The organism is Nonomuraea aurantiaca (assembly GCF_020215705.1).
GTDB classification, from domain to species: domain Bacteria; phylum Actinomycetota; class Actinomycetes; order Streptosporangiales; family Streptosporangiaceae; genus Nonomuraea; species Nonomuraea aurantiaca.
The window spans coordinates 57,778-74,079 of the sequence record NZ_JAIWNB010000026.1 but is presented as its reverse complement, the minus strand read 5'-3'; the positions used below and the strand labels follow the sequence as shown (position 1 = coordinate 74,079).

The following is a 16,302-nucleotide window of genomic DNA, read 5'->3' as shown; positions in this document are numbered from 1 at the left end:
CAACACGTCGATAGCATCGCGCCAGCGCGAGAGACGCGTGATCGCCGTGTGACGAGGGAGGTTGATGAATATGGCTGCCAACAGCCCTCATCAGCATGCCCTTGTCCGGCCCGCGCGAAGCTAGCGCGGTCCGGGTCGTACGAAAACGACCAGGAGTCACACGTGTCATCTTCCCCTTCACCGACCCACCCCGATCTGACCACTGCCCGCCTCATCCTGCGGGCGTGGACCGACGGCGAGGCCGCCGCCGTCCTGGACGGCACCCGGCGGGCGCACTGGGCCGCGGACTTCCCCGCCGAGGGCGACAGCGTCATCGTCGGCCTCTTCGCCGAGCATCCCGCCTGGCTGGGTGAGTACGGCCACCGGCAGGTCATCGAGCGCGAAAGCGGCCTGGTGGTCGGCTCGATCGGTCTGTTCTGGCCGCCCGGCGACGGCACCCTTGAGCTCGGGTACGGCATCGTGGCCTCCCGGCGTGGCCGCGGCTACGCCCCCGAAGCCACCCGGGCCATGGCGGCGCACGCCCTCACCGCACCGGGCGTGCACACCGTGTTCGCCAATGTGGAGCTGTCGAACCCGCCCTCGATCCGGGTGCTGGAGAAGGCCGGCTTCGAGCGGTGGAGTACTGAGCAGGACACAGCCCGGTATCGCGCCAGGACGGCGGATCTGCCGCAGCGGTAACAAGCGGTGACAGTCTCCACGTCGAGTGTCGAAGCGGGCGCTCGGCGTGGAGAGGGGCTGGAGTTGTTCAGTCGTCAGCGTCACCTCTGATGGCCAGCTTCTTCGCCATCACCAGCTCCCGCAGTCCGTTCGGCAACTCGTCGCCGATCTGATCCGTGTGCTCGAACCCGTTCCGCCGATACAGTGCGATCGCCTTCTCATTGAACGGCGCGACCGCCAGCTCCAGGACCTCCGCCCCCACCTCCACGGCCCACGCCGCCACGGCGCGCATCAGGTGATCGCCGACCCCGTGCCCCCGCGCCTCCGGAGCGACCCACATGGAGATCAGTTCGGTCACACCGTCCCGTTCGCCCGGGATGCCGCTGGCCATCCCCGCCGGCTTGCCGTCGAGCAGGGCGATCAGGTTCCGCGAGCCGGGGATGCTCAGGCGCCCCCGCCAGCGCTCCTCCCGGTCGCCGTCGCCCTGCCAGTCCGCCAGCGGGACCCCGAACGCGTACGGCGCCTCCTCCAGCGCGACGAGCCGAAGCTCTCGCCAGAGGGCCCAGTCATCGGCCGACAGCTCCTGCAATTCGATCATCCGGGCAGCCTGTCGCCCCGAACATCCTGATCGCAACCGCTTTAGGCAGCCCGCTGAAGGTAATTGACACACTCATGGGCATCTATGAAGCTTGTCGTCATACCGGACAGCCGAAAGGGCACCACATGACGGCGACGGCCCCCGACCCCCAGCACACCGACCCCGCCCGCTCCCGCCGGGCCCTGATCGCCGGCTCGGTCGGCAACTTCATCGAATGGTACGAGTTCGGCGTCTACGGCTATTTCGCCACCATCATCGCCGCCAACTTCTTCACCCCCGACGGCGCGAGCGACATGGAAGCGCTGGTCAAGACGTACGCCTCGTTCGCCCTGGCGTTCTTCTTCCGCCCGCTCGGCGCCGCGCTCTTCGGCCGGCTCGGTGACCGGATCGGCCGCAAGCCCCTGCTCATCCTGGTCGTCCTGCTCATGTCGGGCGCCACGACGCTGATCGGCGTACTCCCGACGTACGCCACCATCGGCGCGGCGGCCCCGTGGCTGCTGACGCTCGTCAGGATCGTGCAGGGATTGTCGGCCGGCGGGGAGTTCGGGGGCGCGGTTTCGGTCATGACAGAATTCGCGCCGCGTGGCAGGCGGGGGCTGTACGGGTCGTGGCAGTCGTTCACCGTGGCACTGGGGCTGCTCGGGGGAGCCGGCGCGGCGGCCGTGCTCGCGACCGCGCTGCCGGCGCAGGACCTGGCGGACTGGGGATGGCGGGTGCCGTTCCTGCTGGCTCTCCCGCTCGGTCTCGCGGCGCTCTGGCTGCGGCTGCGGCTTGAGGAGACGCCGTCGTTCGAGCGGGCGCGTACGGCGGGACCGCTCACGAAGCCGAGCGCCGGTGAGGTGACCAAGGCGATCGTGCTGGGGATCGGGCGGCTCATGGGCTGGTCGGCCGCCGGGTACACGTTCCTGGTCGTCATGCCCTCCTACCTCCAGACCACGCTGAACGCGACCTTCCAGCAGGCGCTGGTCGCCACGGTCCTGGCCAACTTGGGGTTCGCGCTGGCGATCATCCCGGCGGGCGTGCTGAGCGACCGGGTCGGCAGGCGGCCGGTCATGCTGGCGGGGGCGATCTCGGTCATCGTGCTCGCCTTCCCCCTGCTGAACCTGCTCCAGGACCCAGGCGCCCCGAGCTGGGCCAAGGGGCTGGCCGTACTGGTGGCCGGGGTGGCGGTCGGCCTGATGGCGGGGCCGGGGCCGGCGATGCTGGCGGAGATGTTCCCGACCACGGTTCGTTACACGGGACTGGGGCTGGCGTACTCGCTGTCGAACGCGGCCTTCTCCGGGTCGGCGGGGCTGATCATCACCGAGCTGATCAAGACGACCAAGGACGTCGACATCCCGGCCTACTACGTCGTGGCGGCCTGCGTCGTCAGCGCCGTGGCGCTGGCCGGCCTGCGCGGGAGCGACCACCGGGAGGAACTGCGCGGCTGACGCGGCAGGGACGGATCGCGCATGAATCCGGGGACGATCCTCGATCGGCTCTTCGTCATGCCCATGGATCGGCTCTGGATACCTGTCCCGGCAGCGCGTCCCAGGACGTCAGCGCCTCCAGCAGGCCGTCCGTGAGCGGCAGCCGTACCAGGTCCTCCCGTGAGCACCAGCGGGCGTCGGCGGCGTCGTCGCCCGCCGCGAGCGTGCCGTCCGTGACGATGGCGCGGTAGTCGCGGATCTCGTACGTCACGCCGCCCGGACCCGGACGGTCCACGGTGCCCACCAGAGGGCCGATCGTGACGTGCAGGCCGGTCTCCTCCAGGACCTCGCGGCGCAGGGCGGCGGCGTCCGTTTCGGTGGCCTCCACCCGGCCGCCCGGGATCGACCACAGGCCCGCGCCCGGCGGATGCCCGCGCTTGATCAGCAGGAGCCGGCCCGAGGCGTCGCCGATGATGGCGCCCACGCAATTTACGCGCACATGGTCAAGATTACGGCTGGACAACAGCATGCGGCCTTGACGGGGCGGTGCCCTAGGACGCAGCGTAAATAGCTGTGAGAGCGGTTCCAACCTGCCCACGGTGTTTTGGTGCGCTTCACGGGCCAAGTGCGTGGTCGAGCGCCTGGCGATGTGACGTGCACGGTGACGTCCTGCCCTACCAGCCACCTTGGCCCCCGTCCGCCGGGGCGGTCGAGACGATGCGCAAGAGCTCGATGGTGCCCGTCTGGCTGCCGTGGCCCTTGCCGCCCGGCTGGCTCGTCACCGGGTTCGCGGAGGCGGGCGACGAGCGTACGGGGGGTCGTGCCAGCGTGGTCGCGCTGTGCGGCCCTTCGCTGACCCAGGGGCCCGCCGACCTGCTGGTCATCGCGGAGGAGCCCGGCGTCGGGCTCGGGGCCGCGTTCGCGGGGCTGGACGGGCCCGATCCCGGTGAGGGGTTCGACTCCGGGCCGCCGAACGCGAAGATCGTGGTGCTCGGGCATCCGACCGCGCTGTGGTGCGTGGGCGCGGGCGCCGACCGGGCCGTCTACGCCGGCGAGGCGATGGGAAACTGGCTGTGGACGATCGCCTGGCCCGCCGAGGCCGGCTGCCTCATCGCGCTGGCCGAGCTGAGCCTGCACGACCTGCGTGACCTCGAGCTCGACCTGCCTTTCGGCGCCTTCTCGCCGAGGTTGGAGTAGTCCGTACGGACGCCTCTCGACCGCGGCTCGGTCAACGCGATTCGCTCTGTCACTCAGACGGACTAGAGTGCGGAGGCGTGACAGCGCGTATCGAGCGAGTGGTGAGCGAGGGTGTCGTCGACGTCGACGGCATCGAGCACAAGGTCGAGAACAACATCTGGATCGTCGGCGACGACGAAGAGGTGATCGTGATCGACCCGGCGCGTGACGCCGACAAGATCCTGGAGAAGGTCGGCGAGCGAGAGGTGCTCGCCGTGATCTGCACCCACGGTCTGCCTGACCACGTCGGCGCGGCCATCGAGGTGGCCAGCAGGGACGAGGCGGTGATCGCCCTCCACCCCAAGGACAAGCCGCTCTGGCGGGAGACCTGGTCGCAGACCTGGCCCGACATCGACATGGAGGACGACGGCATCTTCGAGGTGGCCGACGTCCGGCTCGACGTCATGGAGACGCCCGGTGTCACGCCCGGCGGGGTCTCGCTCTACTGCGAGGCGCTCGGGGTGGTGTTCAGCGGCAAGACGCTGCAGGCCGACGGGCCCGGCAAGATCGGCGGCGAATACCCCGACCTCAACTTCCAGCTCAACGCGATCGGGGCGCGGCTGTTCACGCTGCCCCCCGAGACGCGGGTGCTGGCCGCCCACGGCGACGAGGTGACGGTCGGCGACCTGGAGCCGCACTTCGGCGAGTGGCGCATCAGCGAGCCGGACGACGCGGACGAGGGCCCGCTGACCGACGGCACGAAGGCCGCCGGGATCAGGCTCGACCCGGATGACGACCGGGGTGTATGACCAGCTGCCGCTGGAAGGGATGCCGCGACGGCTCTATTCGTGCACGCCGTCGCGGCTGAACGCCTGGCTCGACTGCCGCCGCCGCTACCGGTTCACCTACCTGGACCGGCCGCAGCCGTCCAAGGGGCCGGGGTGGGCGCACAACAGCGTCGGAGCCAGCGTGCACAACGCGCTGGCGGCCTGGTGGCGCGAGCCCTATGAGCGGCGGACGCCGCTGACGGCGGCCATCCTGCTGAGCAACGGGTGGATCACCGAGGGGTTCAGGGACGCCGACCAGTCGGCGCAGTGGCTCGGGCGCGCCCGCGACCTCGTGTCCGGATATGTCGGCACACTGGATCCGTCGGATGAGCCGGTCGGCGTCGAGCGTACGGTGGCCACCCGCACCAAGGTCATCGCCGTGTCCGGCCGCATCGACCGGCTCGACCGGCGGGGCGACGAGCTGGTCGTGGTCGACTACAAGACCGGGCGGCGGCCCCTCACTCAGGACGACGCGCGGTCCTCGCTCGCGCTGGCCATCTACGCGATCGCGGCCTCCAGGATGATGCGCACGCCGTGCCACTCGGTCGAGCTGCACCACCTGCCGACCGGCGAGATCGTCGAATGGCGCCACACGGACGAGTCCCTCGGCCGTCACCTGGGGCGGGCGGAGGAGGTCGCGGTCGAGGCCGCCACCGCCGACGAGCGCTACCGCGAGGTGATGGGCGCGCCGGGGCCCGTACGCGCCCGCTCCGCTGGAGCGACGGGCGGCCGGGCATCCGGTACGACCGGCGGCCCGGCCCTCGGCACACCCCGAGGCGGCGGCCCTGGCGCGACCGGTCAGGGCGGCCGGGACGGCGGTGAGGCGGCCGCGGGCGTGCCTGCCGTCCGGGAGGCGAGTAACCCCAAGGAGCGGGCGCACGTCGGGCCCCCGGCGGTGTCGCCCGAGCTGGACGCGATGTTCGCCCCCACCCCCGGCCCGGTCTGCGGCTGGTGTGACTTCCGGCGCCACTGCCCCGAAGGCCTGGCCGCCGCCCCCGAGCGCCGCCCCTGGGACGGCCTGGCCGAATAACGCCGACAACCTGGCAGTCGGTCGGTGGTCGCACAGCGCCCCGGCCGGGTGGTCAGGTGACCTTGGTGAGGCATCCGGTTATGGTCGGGTTGTGGGTCGCGTGGGGCGTTTGCCGGTGGCGGTGGCGCTCGGTGCCCTGTTCAACCCGCTGAACTCCTCCATGATCGCCATAGCCCTGGCCCGCATCGAGACGGAGTTCCGCGTCGGCGTCGTCGCCGTCACCTGGCTGGCCGCGGGCTTCTACCTGACCGCCGTCGCCGTGCCGCCCCTGATGGGCGCGCTGGCCGACCGGTTCGGTCCCCGGCGGGTGTTCTGCGGCGGGCTGGTCATGGTGGGCCTGACCGGCGCCCTCGCCGCCTTGGCCCCCTCCTATCCCGTCCTGGTGGTGGCCCGGCTGCTGCAGGCGTTCGGGAGTTGCGCGACGCTCCCGGCCGGGATGGCGATCATCACGGCCACGGCGGAGAAGGGGCGGCCGGCGCCCCGCGTCATCGCGCTGATCTCGATGGTGCTGACGGCCAGCGCCGCCGCCGGGCCGGTGCTGGCGGGGTTCCTGGTCAGCCTGTGGGGCTGGCGGGCGATCTTCCTGGTCAACGTCCCGCTCGCGGCGGTGGCGCTCGTACCGGCGCTGCGCTGGCTGCCCAAGGTGGCCCCCGTACGGCGGCGGCAGGCGTGGCTGCCCAGACCGAAGCCGGCGCTGCTGGCCACCTACGGCGTGTTCGCGATGGTCAACGTGGTGTTCTACCTGGCGTTCCTCATGGTGCCGCTCTGGGCGCAGCGTTCGGCCGGGCTGCCGCCGCACCTCGCGGGGCTGCTGGTCCTGCCCATGGCCGTGTCGGCGGTCCTCATGACGCCGGTGGCGGTGGCGCTGGCCGCGCGCGTGGGGATGCGGGCCGTACTGCTGGTGAGCTCGGGACCGCTGCTGGCGGGCTCGTGCGTCATGTTCTTCGTCGGGCCCGTCGGGGTGGTGCTGGTGACCACGTCGCTGATCGGCCTGGCGTCCGCGTTCAGCCAGTTCGGCCTGAACTCGCTGGTGTTCGTGCACGCCGACCGGAATGAGACCGGCCTGGCCGTGGGCCTCTTCCAGGCCGCGCGGTACATCGGAGCCGCCACCGCCGCCTCGATCACGGGCGTGCTGTACGCCCCCGAGACCATGGCCCCCAGCGGCTGGGTCATGGTCGCGGCCTCGACGCTCATCCTGCTCGCCGGATTTATCATCCCCGTCGAGACATCGGATGAAGAATCTCGCCAAAAGAGCTAAAAACCAGCAATGGTGAGAAATCCCAAGACATAGCTCCGATCTCAACCATTGACGCCAAGCTTCCAGAGCGGTCATATCGGGTGTAACCCCTATGGAAGGCAGGTGCGCATGTCCCAGCCGAAGGAACAGGGCAAGACGCGACCACCCAGGATCCATGAGAAGAAGGTCAGGGCTCGCGGCGAGGAGATGACCTGGCACAAGCCCGACTACCAGGTCGTCGAGGCGTCGATGGAGATGACCGCGTACTTCCTGGCCACCAGGTAACCGGGCCCCGCCATGCGACTGCAGGTGCTCGGCACCGCGGCCGGTGGCGGCGTGCCCCAGTGGAACTGCGCGTGCCCTGGCTGCTCCGGGGCACGCGCTCATCCCGGCCGCCGCAGAAGCCACGCCAGTTTGGCCGTACAACTGGACGACGGGTGTTACGTCGTCAACGCCACGCCCGACATCGCCGAGCAGATCGAGGCCTGCGCGTGGCTGCGGCCGGGGCCCGGGCCGCGCGAGTCGCCGCTGAAGGGCGTGATCCTCACCGACGCCGAGCTCGACCACACGATCGGCCTGCTCAGGCTCAGGGAGGCCGACGAGCTGGAGGTCCGCTGCACCCCGGTGGTGCGGCAGGCGCTACAGCCCGTCGCCGACATCCTCCGCCCGTACGTGCGGATCTCCTGGGCCGGCGCCGACCTCATCCCGATATCGGCGAAGCGACCCCGGTACGCCGACTCCCCGGAGGCTCCGGACTGGGTGTCGGCCCTGCGCCTCATGGGGGGAGCCGTGGTGTACGCGCCCGCCATGGGCGTGTGGCCAGAAGCGCTGGACGAGGCCGAGTGCGTGATCATCGACGGCACGTTCTGGGACGACGAGGAGCCCCGCCGCAGCGGGATCTCGGCGAAGACCGCCACCCAGATGGGCCACCTCCCGATAGAGGCGACCATGGAGCGCCTGTCCCGGTTACCGGGTCGTCGCCTGTACACCCACCTCAACAACACCAACCCCCTCGTGGACCCGGCGGCCGAGCAGCACAAGGTGCTCGCCGAGCTGGGGATCGAGGTGGCCGCCGACGGGATGGTGATCGACCTGTGAACGGCTTCGAGGCCGAGCTGCGTGCCGTACCGGAGAAGCGCTACCACCACCTGCACCCCTTCAACCAGCGCATGCACGCCGGCGAGCTGACCCGTGACGAGCTGCGGGGCTGGATACTCAACCGCTTCCACTACCAGCGGCACATCCCGATCAAGGACGCGTTCATCCTCGCCAAGCTGGCCACGCCCGAGCTGCGCAGGACGTGGCTGCGCCGCATCCAGGACCACGACGGCACCGCGCCGGGCGAGGGCGGCATCGAGCGGTGGCTGCGGCTCGGCGAGGCGGCCGGGCTGGACCGGGCCCTGCTGCTGTCGGGCGAGGGCGTGCTGCCGGGCGTACGGCTGGCCGTCGACGGCTACGTGAACCTGTGCCGCCACGGCTCCGCGCTCGAAGCCGTGGCCGCCTCGTTGACGGAGCTGTTCGCGCCGGACCTGATGCGCACCCGGATCGCCGCCTTCGAGCGGCACTACCCCTGGATCGACCCCGAGGGGCTGCGATACTTCCGCGTACGCGTCTCTCAGGGCCGCCAGGACAGCGGCGAAGCACTGGCCCTGGTCTTGGAGTGGGCGAGGACCCGTACGGACCAGGAGAGGGCCATTGCGGCGCTCGGCTACAAGTGCGACGTGCTGTGGGCGCTGCTCGACGCGGTGGACGGGGCCTACCGATGACCGAGCCGACAACCGGCCAGACGACTGGGCCGGCGGCGGAGCCGGCAACAGCGCCGACGACCGGCCCGACGGCGGCGGCCACCTGGCGCCCGGTGCTGTCCCGCGCGGCCATGCTCCGCCACGATCCGGTACGGCAGGCCGACCTGCTGATCGTGCCCGAGCGGATCGTCGTGCTGAACGAGGAGGCGGCGGCCATCGTCGGCCTCTGCGACGGCCGGCGGACCGTGGCCGACATCGTCGCCGAGCTTCCCGAGGGCGTGGCGGACGACGTGGTGGAGTTCCTCGACCGGGTGCGCGCGGAAGGGTGGGTGCGATGAGCGCTCCTTGGGCCATGCTGGCCGAGCTCACGCACGCGTGCCCGCTGCGCTGCCCGTACTGCTCCAACCCGACCGAGCTGGCGGCCAGATCGAGCGAGCTGAGCACCGGCGAGTGGCAGCGGGTGTTCGCCGAGTCAGCGGCGCTCGGCGTGGTGCACGCCCACCTGTCCGGTGGCGAGCCGCTGCTCAGGCCGGATCTGGCGGCGATCGTGGCGGCGGCCGCGGGGGAGGGCGTCTACACCCAGCTCGTCACCAGCGGCGTCGGGCTCACGGAACGACGGCTCGGCGAACTCGCCGCGGCGGGACTGCGCAGCGTGCAGCTCTCGGTCCAGTCGGCGACGAGCGCGGAGTCGGACCGGATCGCCGGCGTCGCCTCGTTCGCGTGGAAGGAGCGGGCCGCCGACGCCGTGGCGGCGAGCGGGCTGCCGTTCGGGCTCAATGTGGTGCTGCACCGGGAGAATCTCGACGCTGTCGGCGAGATCATCGAGCTCGGGCTGGCGTGGGGCGTGGAGCGCATCGAGCTGGCCAACACCCAGTTCTACGGGTGGGGGCTGCTCAACAGGACCGCGCTGCTGCCCACCAGGGAGCAGCTCGCCCGCGCCGAGGCCATAGTCACGAAATATCGGGAAAAAACGGATGTTGAGCTGATCTGGGTGATCCCCGATTACTTCGACGGCGTGCCGAAACCGTGCATGGGCGGCTGGGGCGCGATCTCGATCACCGTCGCGCCCGACGGCCGGGTGCTGCCCTGCCCGGCGGCCTACGCCCTGCCCCTGGAGCTGCCGAACGTCCGTGACCACTCCATCGGCTGGATCTGGGAGCATTCGCCCGCCTTCAACGCCTACCGGGGCACCGGCTGGATGCGCGAGCCCTGCGTGAGCTGCCCGCGCAAGGAGCTCGACTTCGGCGGCTGCCGCTGCCAGGCGTACGCGCTCACCGGCGAGGCGAGCCGCACCGACCCGGCCTGCCGCCTGTCACCCGACCACCATCTCCTCGACGAGCTGGCGGGCGGCGGCACATGGACCTTCAGACGACCGGCGCCGACAGTCGGCGGCGACACGGAGACCGTCAGGCGGCCAGCGCCTTCGGGTGGCGGCGTGGATCGGTCAGGCCCCTGAGCCCCTTGCCGGTGTCGTAACCCGCGGCGGCGAGCCGCTCGCGGGCGGCCCGCAGCATGTCCCTGGTCGCCGGCATGAACGCGTGGTCGTGCAGCGGCTCGGGCAAGGAGTTCATGGCCAGCCGGAAGGCTCTCAGCCCGGCCGTCACCGTGGCCCGCGGCACCGCCGGCAGCACGCCGTACATCCGCCTGGCCCACTCCGGCAGCGAGTAGTAGCACAGCGCGCCGAACGGGAAATAGGCGGGTTTGCCCGGCGTGAGCGCCCGCAACTCCTGCGGCAGCCTCGGCCACAGCAGGAACCGCACGGTCGCGGCGGCCTCCTCGGTGACGCGCAGCGCGGGACGTACCCGCTTGAAGTAGGCGTCCATCTCCGCGCACGAGCCGGGTACGTCCTCGGGGTGCAGGCCGACGTAGGAGGCGCTCTTCCGCTGTTCCCGCAGGTAGGCGTCGGCCTGGCGCTCGGTGAGCCCCAGCCCGCCGCGCCTGGCCACCTCCAGGTAGGACGAGACCTCCGCGCAGTGCACCCAGAGCAGCAGTTCGGGGTCGTCCACCCGGTGTGTCCGGCCGGTGTCGGGGTCGCTGATGCGCAGGCTCCGGTGGATGCCGCGCACCCGCCGGCCGATCTCGTCGGCCTCGGCCGGACTGCCGAACGTCGTGCGGCCCACGAAGTCGGCGGTGCGCCGCAGGCGGCCGAACGGGTCCTCCTGGAAATTGGAGTTCTGCCAGACGCCGCGCATCGCGAGGGGATGCAGCGCCTGGAGCATCAGGCCGCGCACGCCGCCGACCCACATGGCGCGGTCGAGGTGCACCAGCCAGGTCACGCTGTGCGGCGGCTGGACGACGATCTCTTCGATGCTCGTCATAGTAAGTACATGGTTACAGGCCATTGGATCGAATGTCCAATTGCTGGTGCTCGGCGGCGTTCCAGAACCGGACCAGCGCCGTGGCCGTGGTCTCCGGAGCCTCCACGGCCGGCGAGTGGGCCGCGCCGGGCAGCACCACGCACTCCGCCTCCAGCCGGGCCGCCATCTCCGACTGCAGCTCGGCCGGCCAGCCGTCGTCGCGCTCGCCGTAGAGGACGAGGGTGGGCACCTCGATCTGCCTGAGCTCGTCGGTACGGTCAGGCGCGCCCAGCACCTGCTCGGCCATGCGTGACAGGGCGGTGGGGGAGTTGGCGAGCAGGCGTTTGCGCAGAAAGGCGATGATCTCGTCGGGCACGCCGTTGGCCAGCGCCTCGGGCTCGAACCTGGTGGACCAGAGGTGTTCGAGCCCCAGGAGGGGGAGCTCCTTCATGATCGTCTTGCCGCTGCGCGCCCGCTCGCCCACGATGCCGGACGGCCCCGAGCTCATCAGCGTGAACGAGGCGAACTTCGTCCGGCCGTCGATGACCGCCTCGCGCGCGACCAGGCCGCCGAAGGAGTGCCCGACCAGATGCATCGGCTCGCCGTCGCCGCCGCTGAGCGTCTGGGCCAGCAGGTCGACGTCGGCGCCGAGCGCGGCGAAGGAGTAGGCGGCGGGGTCGTCGGGGCCGGGCGTCTCATACTGCCCGCGCAGGTCGACGGCCACCACCCGGCGGCCCGACTGGGCCAGGGTCTGCAGGATCGCGATGAAGTCTTCCTTGCTGCCGGTCAGCCCGGGGACCAGGAGCGCGGGCCAGCGCTCCACCACACCACTGACCGGAAGCGCCTCAAGGGCGGCGAAAGTGCCCTGGGACGTTTCTATCTTTTGTGGTGCAACGCCAGGAGGCAGGTCGAGGAAGCGCGGCGTACTCACGTGAGGCAACAATACCCAGAGGTCAGCGCCTCGACACCGGCATACTCACTACGCTGGTGCAAAACGGCGCAGGCGCGCACCGCGGGATGCGGTGCGCGCCTGCGTCTGTCAGGTGCCTGCGTCTGCCAGGGGTCTAGCCGACGCGACGACGGTTGCCACCGCCGTTGTTGTTACCGCCGCCACGCGGCTGGCGGCGCTGCTGCTTGCGCTCGGTGGCCGCCGACGGGGCGATGTCGTCGTCGTCCGTGGCCAGGTCGGGTGACTGGAAGATCACCATGAACGGGCTGGCCGGCACGATGCGCTCCGGCTCCTGGCGCGCCGCGGGCTGCGGCGTGGACAGGAAGCTCGTCTCGGCGATCGGTGCACGCTCCATGACCCGTTCCTCCACGACCTGCTCCTCCACAATCCGCTCCACGGTGGGAGCCTGCTCGACGACCTGCCCGCGCTCGGCGGCGGGCTTGCGTGTACGGGCCGGCCTGCGCTCGCTGACCTGAGCCTGCTCAGCGGCCTGCTCAGCGACCGGCTCGCGGGTCGACGCACGGGCCGGCCTGCGGGCCGGCTTCTGCTCGGTGACCGGCTCGCGGTCGGTGAGCGGGGCCTCCGGGGCGTCGGCGAGGGCGTTCTCGATGGCGGCCGTCGCGGCCCCCCTGCGAGTGCGACCGCGCCGCGGCTCGGCGGCCGCCTCGATCTCGTCCGCTGAGATGATGGCGGGTGTCTCCTCCGTCTTTCGGGCGCTCGCCTTGCTGGGGCGACTGGGCACAGGCTCGACCTCCGGCGTCTCGACGGGTGCGGTGCCCTCTTCCGTGGGCAGGCCGCCGCGGGTGCGGCGACGCTGGCGCGGCGTGCGCGCCGGACGCTCCTCCCGCTCGTCACGGCGGCCCTCCCGCTCGTCACGGCGACGGCCGCCGTTGCGCGTGCGGGTCCTGCCGGTCTCGCCGAGGTCCTCGATGCGCTCCGCCGACAGGCCCGCCCGCGAACGGCTGGCGTGCGGCAGGACACCCTTGGTGCCCTCAGGGATGTTGAGCTCGGTGAAGACGTGCGGCGAGGTGGAGTAGGTCTCCTCGGGTTCGGCGAAGTCGAGCCCGAGCATCTGGTTGATCATCTTCCAGCGGGTCATCTCCTCCCACTCCACGAACGTGACCGCGATGCCCGTGCGCCCGGCCCGGCCGGTGCGGCCGGTGCGGTGCACGTACGTCTTGTCCTCGGTGGGGCAGTCGTAGTTGACCACGTGGGTGACGTCGTCGATGTCGATGCCGCGCGCCGCCACGTCGGTGGCGACCAGCACGTCGATCTTGCCGCTGCGGAACGCGCGCAGGGCCTGCTCGCGCTGGCCCTGGCCGAGGTCGCCGTGGACGGCCGCGACCGCGAAGCCGCGGGTCTCAAGCTGCTCCGCGACCATGTCGCAGGCCCGCTTGGTCTCACAGAAGACCATGGTGAGCCCGCGGCCCTCGGCCTGGAGCAGCCGGGCGACGATCTCGATCTTGTCCATCCGGTGGACGCGCCAGACGATCTGGCGTACCTGCGGATGCGGGATGCCCTCGCCGCCCTCGCCGTTCTCGTGCTCGGCCCGCACGTGCGTGGGCCGGTTGAGGTATTTGCGGGACAGCGCGACGATCTCGCCGGGCATGGTCGCCGAGAACAGCATGGTCTGCCGCTCTTCGGGGATCAGCTTGAAGATCCGCTCGATGTCGGGCAGGAAGCCCAGGTCGAGCATCCGGTCGGCCTCGTCGAGCACCAGCGTGGTGATCTGGCTGAGGTCGAGGTGCTTCTGCTTGACCAGGTCGAGCAGGCGGCCGGGGGTGCCGACGATGACGTCGACGCCGGCCTTGAGCGCTTCGACCTGCGGCTCGTACGCCCGGCCGCCATAGACGGTCAGGACCCGCGAGCCGAGCTTGCCGGCCGCGGTGACCAGGTCTTCGCTGACCTGTACGGCCAGCTCGCGGGTGGGCACGACGACCAGCCCGCGTGGCTTCTTACGGTTCTTACGCGGTTTGCCGATGCCCTGGAGCATCGCGATGCCGAACGCGTAGGTCTTTCCCGTGCCTGTGCGTGCCTGACCGATCAGGTCCTGGCCGCTCAGCGCGAGCGGGAGTGCCATCTCTTGGATGGGGAACGGTGTGGTGATGCCCTCGGTCTCGAGGGCATCAGCGATCTCTGGTGTGACTCCGAGGTCTCGGAAAGTCGTCAGCGTGGCCTGCCTCAGTCTCAAATGAAGGCGGGCCTGCCGGGACCGACGGGCGGAAACAAACCCCGTGCTTGGGTCCTCGCGGTAGAGCCAGCCCTCTCGCGTCATCGCGACCGCAGACCCGGGAGCGGGGGGTTAACGGGGAATTCCCCCGAATTAACACAGTGCGGTCGCACTTTCACAGAGCAGTGTACTCGATACCACAACGTTGGCCGAGTTTCCGAATGTTCCCGAAGTACGCTGCCTTCCATGAACGAGTCTCCAGGAGTCGTCGATCTGCTCGGTGTACTGGCCTATGCCGAGCTCAGCGCCTTCGCGCGGATGACGGAGGACGCGGCCTCCCTGGCCCCCTCCTTGGCCGATCAGGCCGCGCTCAGCGAGCTGGCCGTAGCCGAATATGCCCACTTCCGTCTCCTGCACGACCGGCTGACCGAGCTCGGCGCCGATCCGGAGCGGGCGATGTCGCCGTTCGTCGAGGCGCTGGACGCCTGGCACACCCAGACGGCCCCGGCCGACTGGTTGCAGGCGCTGGTCAAGGCGTACGTGGGCGTGGGCATCGCGCTCGACTTCTACAGGGAGGCGGCCAGTCACCTCGAACCGTCGATCGCGAAGCTGGTCGACGAGGTGCTCGTGGACGAGGGCCGCTCGGAGTTCGTGGTGGAGCGGGTCAGGGCCGGGGTCGCGGCCGACCCGGCGCTGAGCGGCCGGCTGGCGCTGTGGGCGCGACGGCTCGTCGGCGAGGCGCTCAGCCAGGGGCAGCAGGTCGCGGCGGCCCGGCCGGAGCTGGCGCTGCTGGTGGTCGGCTCGGCGGCCGAGGACCAGACGCAGATCTCCCGCCTGTTCGCCAAGCTGACCGAGGAGCACGGCAAGCGGATGGCCGCCCTCGGCCTCTGAACCGTCCCGCGCCCCGTGAGCGCGCCGCTCGAGCGAGGGTACGGCGTGTGCCGCCGCACCCCGCTTGAGCCGCTCCTGAGCCGCTGGAGAGTCGCTAGAGGGTGCCGCCGAAGCCCACGGGCCTCGACTCGTCCTCGCCGATCTCGATGAAGCCGATCGACGCGACCGGCACGATCACGCGCCGGCCCTTCGCGTCGGTGATGGAGAAGACGCCGCGATCGGCGGCCAGCGCCTTTCTGATCTCCTCTTCGACCTGCTCGGAGGACAGGTCGGTCTCGACAACGAGTTCGCGGTGTACGGAGCGTACGCCGATCTTGACTTCCATCATGCTCCCTTTCGACGGGGCCGGCTCCCCCCATCGTCGCCGCTGGTGGGCCAGGAAACGCAGATGATCGCGCCCAGCGAACGGGTTTAAGCCGTACGCGGAAAACCGCTGATGCCGCGCCAGGCCAGCCGGGCCATGAGCTGCTCGGCGGCGTCCTTCGGGATGGAGCCCTGCGTGGTCACCCAGTAGCGGGCGCTCACCTCGGCCATGCCGACCAGCCCGACGCCGAGCAGGTGGGCCTCGTCGCTGGTGCAGCCGGTGTCCTCCTGGATCACCGCGCTGACCATCTCGGCGCATTCGCGCAGCGAGCGCTCCACCCGCTGGCGCACCGGCGCCACGTTGCGCAGGTCGGACTCGAAGACGAGCCGGAACGCCTCGCCCTGGGTGGAGACGAAGGAGTAGAACGCGCTGAACGTGGCCTGGACGCGGAGTTTGTTCTCATGGGTGGAGGCCAGCGCCTCGCGGCAGCGGTTGACCATGTCGTCCACGTGCAGGTCGAGCAGCGCGAGGTAGAGCTCCAGCTTGCCGGGGAAGTGCTGGTAGAGGACGGGTTTGCTGACCCCGGCCCGATCGGCGATCTCGTCCATGGCGGCCGCGTGATAGCCGTTCTCCACGAACACTTCCTGCGCGGCGCTGAGCAGCTGCCGGCGGCGGGCTAGTCGGGGCAGCCGAGTGCCCCGGGGCTTGGCGTCCGGGGTTGCGGTCACGCTGGTCTCCATGGGGCTCCGAGTCGGCTGTTCGGACATCCTACGTGCGACTCAACGACTCATCGCGGTAGTCGTCATCAGCGGTAGTCGTCATCATCGAGGTCCACCTCGCGATACTGCTCGGCGGCGTCGGCCGGATCGACCTCCAGCGGGGTCTCGCGGGGGCTCCCGCCCTCCGCGTCGCGCACATCACGGTGCTGCTCGGCGGCGTCGGCCTCGGGGGCCTCGATCGACAGCTCTTCCAGCTCGTCGAAGGGGAGGTCGTCCCCACGTACGTCCATCTC

General features: G+C 70.8%; 20 protein-coding genes. 12 read left to right on the top strand and 8 right to left on the bottom strand.

The genetic code is table 11. The features are described from left to right. The first annotated feature begins 162 nt into the window (after nucleotides 1–162). Nucleotides 163–678 carry a GNAT family N-acetyltransferase gene (locus tag LDL49_RS42915; protein ID WP_225300665.1) on the top strand — a complete coding sequence of 172 codons (516 nt, stop codon included), beginning with the start codon at nucleotides 163–165 and terminating at the stop codon, nucleotides 676–678. Between the two features lie 67 nt (nucleotides 679–745). On the opposite strand, the gene LDL49_RS42910 is transcribed toward LDL49_RS42915, so the two are convergent. Further along, a complete protein-coding gene (locus tag LDL49_RS42910) occupies nucleotides 746–1,255 on the bottom strand; it encodes a GNAT family N-acetyltransferase (RefSeq protein WP_225300663.1) in 510 nt (169 codons plus the stop codon). Nucleotides 1,256–1,380: 125 nt separating this feature from the next. Between LDL49_RS42910 and LDL49_RS42905 the strand changes: the two genes are divergently transcribed. After that, nucleotides 1,381–2,685 (top strand): MFS transporter, encoded by a 1,305-nt coding sequence (locus LDL49_RS42905; RefSeq protein ID WP_225300662.1) that lies wholly within the window; start codon nucleotides 1,381–1,383, stop codon nucleotides 2,683–2,685. A gap of 55 nt (nucleotides 2,686–2,740) precedes the next feature. Here the strand turns inward: LDL49_RS42905 and LDL49_RS42900 are convergent, their stop codons facing one another. After that, nucleotides 2,741–3,163, bottom strand: coding sequence for an NUDIX hydrolase (locus LDL49_RS42900; RefSeq protein WP_225300659.1), 423 nt, complete (start codon nucleotides 3,161–3,163; stop codon nucleotides 2,741–2,743). Between the two features lie 74 nt (nucleotides 3,164–3,237). Here LDL49_RS42900 and LDL49_RS42895 point away from each other — a divergent pair, with 74 nt between their 5' ends. From LDL49_RS42895 to pqqE, 9 genes are all read left to right on the top strand, one after another. Next, nucleotides 3,238–3,861 (top strand): DUF6758 family protein, encoded by a 624-nt coding sequence (locus tag LDL49_RS42895; RefSeq protein WP_225300657.1) that lies wholly within the window; start codon nucleotides 3,238–3,240, stop codon nucleotides 3,859–3,861. Between the two features lie 77 nt (nucleotides 3,862–3,938). Continuing rightward, on the top strand, nucleotides 3,939–4,649 hold the full coding sequence (locus tag LDL49_RS42890; protein ID WP_225300655.1) for an MBL fold metallo-hydrolase: 711 nt from the start codon (nucleotides 3,939–3,941) through the stop codon (nucleotides 4,647–4,649). Next, a complete protein-coding gene (locus LDL49_RS42885) occupies nucleotides 4,630–5,697 on the top strand; it encodes a RecB family exonuclease (RefSeq protein ID WP_225300653.1) in 1,068 nt (355 codons plus the stop codon). Before LDL49_RS42890 ends, LDL49_RS42885 begins: the two co-directional genes overlap by 20 nt. 100 nt (nucleotides 5,698–5,797) lie before the next feature. After that, nucleotides 5,798–6,955: an MFS transporter gene (locus tag LDL49_RS42880; RefSeq protein WP_225300651.1), complete on the top strand. Its 1,158-nt coding sequence runs from the start codon at nucleotides 5,798–5,800 to the stop codon at nucleotides 6,953–6,955. Nucleotides 6,956–7,063: 108 nt separating this feature from the next. Then, nucleotides 7,064–7,219, top strand: coding sequence for a pyrroloquinoline quinone precursor peptide PqqA (gene pqqA, locus LDL49_RS42875; protein WP_225300649.1), 156 nt, complete (start codon nucleotides 7,064–7,066; stop codon nucleotides 7,217–7,219). 12 nt (nucleotides 7,220–7,231) lie between these two features. Continuing rightward, nucleotides 7,232–8,032 (top strand): pyrroloquinoline quinone biosynthesis protein PqqB, encoded by an 801-nt coding sequence (gene pqqB / locus LDL49_RS42870; protein ID WP_225300647.1) that lies wholly within the window; start codon nucleotides 7,232–7,234, stop codon nucleotides 8,030–8,032. Then, the gene (gene pqqC, locus LDL49_RS42865; RefSeq protein WP_225300645.1) at nucleotides 8,029–8,700 is read left to right on the top strand and encodes a pyrroloquinoline-quinone synthase PqqC; all 672 of its coding nucleotides are present in this window, start codon (nucleotides 8,029–8,031) and stop codon (nucleotides 8,698–8,700) included. Before pqqB ends, pqqC begins: the two co-directional genes overlap by 4 nt. Next, nucleotides 8,697–9,017 (top strand): pyrroloquinoline quinone biosynthesis peptide chaperone PqqD, encoded by a 321-nt coding sequence (gene pqqD / locus LDL49_RS42860; RefSeq protein ID WP_225300643.1) that lies wholly within the window; start codon nucleotides 8,697–8,699, stop codon nucleotides 9,015–9,017. Before pqqC ends, pqqD begins: the two co-directional genes overlap by 4 nt. After that, complete coding sequence (gene pqqE, locus LDL49_RS42855) at nucleotides 9,014–10,135, top strand: pyrroloquinoline quinone biosynthesis protein PqqE (RefSeq protein ID WP_225300641.1); 1,122 nt, start codon at nucleotides 9,014–9,016, stop codon at nucleotides 10,133–10,135. The genes pqqD and pqqE overlap by 4 nt, the downstream gene beginning before the upstream one ends. Here pqqE and LDL49_RS42850 read toward each other — a convergent pair. The 3 genes from LDL49_RS42850 to LDL49_RS42840 all read right to left on the bottom strand — a co-directional run bounded on the left by LDL49_RS42850 (nucleotide 10,086) and on the right by LDL49_RS42840 (nucleotide 14,005). Continuing rightward, on the bottom strand, nucleotides 10,086–10,997 hold the full coding sequence (locus tag LDL49_RS42850; RefSeq protein ID WP_225300639.1) for an oxygenase MpaB family protein: 912 nt from the start codon (nucleotides 10,995–10,997) through the stop codon (nucleotides 10,086–10,088). The genes pqqE and LDL49_RS42850 overlap by 50 nt on opposite strands. 13 nt (nucleotides 10,998–11,010) lie before the next feature. After that, the gene (locus LDL49_RS42845; protein WP_225300637.1) at nucleotides 11,011–11,907 is read right to left on the bottom strand and encodes an alpha/beta fold hydrolase; all 897 of its coding nucleotides are present in this window, start codon (nucleotides 11,905–11,907) and stop codon (nucleotides 11,011–11,013) included. A gap of 133 nt (nucleotides 11,908–12,040) precedes the next feature. Next, nucleotides 12,041–14,005: a DEAD/DEAH box helicase gene (locus LDL49_RS42840; RefSeq protein WP_225300635.1), complete on the bottom strand. Its 1,965-nt coding sequence runs from the start codon at nucleotides 14,003–14,005 to the stop codon at nucleotides 12,041–12,043. 336 nt (nucleotides 14,006–14,341) lie between these two features. On the opposite strand from LDL49_RS42840, the gene LDL49_RS42835 reads away from it, so the two are divergent. Further along, a complete protein-coding gene (locus LDL49_RS42835) occupies nucleotides 14,342–14,986 on the top strand; it encodes a ferritin-like fold-containing protein (RefSeq protein ID WP_225300633.1) in 645 nt (214 codons plus the stop codon). A gap of 94 nt (nucleotides 14,987–15,080) precedes the next feature. Here LDL49_RS42835 and LDL49_RS42830 read toward each other — a convergent pair whose 3' ends face one another. The 3 genes from LDL49_RS42830 to LDL49_RS42820 form a co-directional block, all read right to left on the bottom strand. After that, nucleotides 15,081–15,314, bottom strand: a complete 234-nt coding sequence (locus LDL49_RS42830; RefSeq protein ID WP_225300631.1) for a DUF3107 domain-containing protein — start codon at nucleotides 15,312–15,314, stop codon at nucleotides 15,081–15,083. An 83-nt stretch (nucleotides 15,315–15,397) separates the two neighbouring features. Further along, on the bottom strand, nucleotides 15,398–16,018 hold the full coding sequence (locus LDL49_RS42825) for a TetR/AcrR family transcriptional regulator (RefSeq protein ID WP_225300629.1): 621 nt from the start codon (nucleotides 16,016–16,018) through the stop codon (nucleotides 15,398–15,400). Nucleotides 16,019–16,095: 77 nt separating this feature from the next. Further along, nucleotides 16,096–16,299 (bottom strand): hypothetical protein, encoded by a 204-nt coding sequence (locus LDL49_RS42820; protein ID WP_225300627.1) that lies wholly within the window; start codon nucleotides 16,297–16,299, stop codon nucleotides 16,096–16,098. Nucleotides 16,300–16,302: the final 3 nt, after the last annotated feature.

Excerpts from the sequence above, each read along its gene's own strand:
- LDL49_RS42910 (WP_225300663.1), bottom strand. The coding sequence starts at position 1,255 with ATGATCGAATTGCAGGAGCTGTCGGCCGATGACTGGGCCCTCTGGCGA.
- LDL49_RS42905 (WP_225300662.1), top strand. The coding sequence starts at position 1,381 with ATGACGGCGACGGCCCCCGACCCCCAGCACACCGACCCCGCCCGCTCC.
- LDL49_RS42885 (WP_225300653.1), top strand. The coding sequence starts at position 4,630 with ATGACGACCGGGGTGTATGACCAGCTGCCGCTGGAAGGGATGCCGCGA.
- pqqA (WP_225300649.1), top strand. The coding sequence starts at position 7,064 with ATGTCCCAGCCGAAGGAACAGGGCAAGACGCGACCACCCAGGATCCAT.
- pqqB (WP_225300647.1), top strand. The coding sequence starts at position 7,232 with ATGCGACTGCAGGTGCTCGGCACCGCGGCCGGTGGCGGCGTGCCCCAG.
- pqqD (WP_225300643.1), top strand. The coding sequence starts at position 8,697 with ATGACCGAGCCGACAACCGGCCAGACGACTGGGCCGGCGGCGGAGCCG.
- pqqE (WP_225300641.1), top strand. The coding sequence starts at position 9,014 with ATGAGCGCTCCTTGGGCCATGCTGGCCGAGCTCACGCACGCGTGCCCG.
- LDL49_RS42850 (WP_225300639.1), bottom strand. The coding sequence starts at position 10,997 with ATGACGAGCATCGAAGAGATCGTCGTCCAGCCGCCGCACAGCGTGACC.
- LDL49_RS42840 (WP_225300635.1), bottom strand. The coding sequence starts at position 14,005 with ATGGCACTCCCGCTCGCGCTGAGCGGCCAGGACCTGATCGGTCAGGCA.
- LDL49_RS42835 (WP_225300633.1), top strand. The coding sequence starts at position 14,342 with ATGAACGAGTCTCCAGGAGTCGTCGATCTGCTCGGTGTACTGGCCTAT.
- LDL49_RS42830 (WP_225300631.1), bottom strand. The coding sequence starts at position 15,314 with ATGATGGAAGTCAAGATCGGCGTACGCTCCGTACACCGCGAACTCGTT.
- LDL49_RS42820 (WP_225300627.1), bottom strand. The coding sequence starts at position 16,299 with ATGGACGTACGTGGGGACGACCTCCCCTTCGACGAGCTGGAAGAGCTG.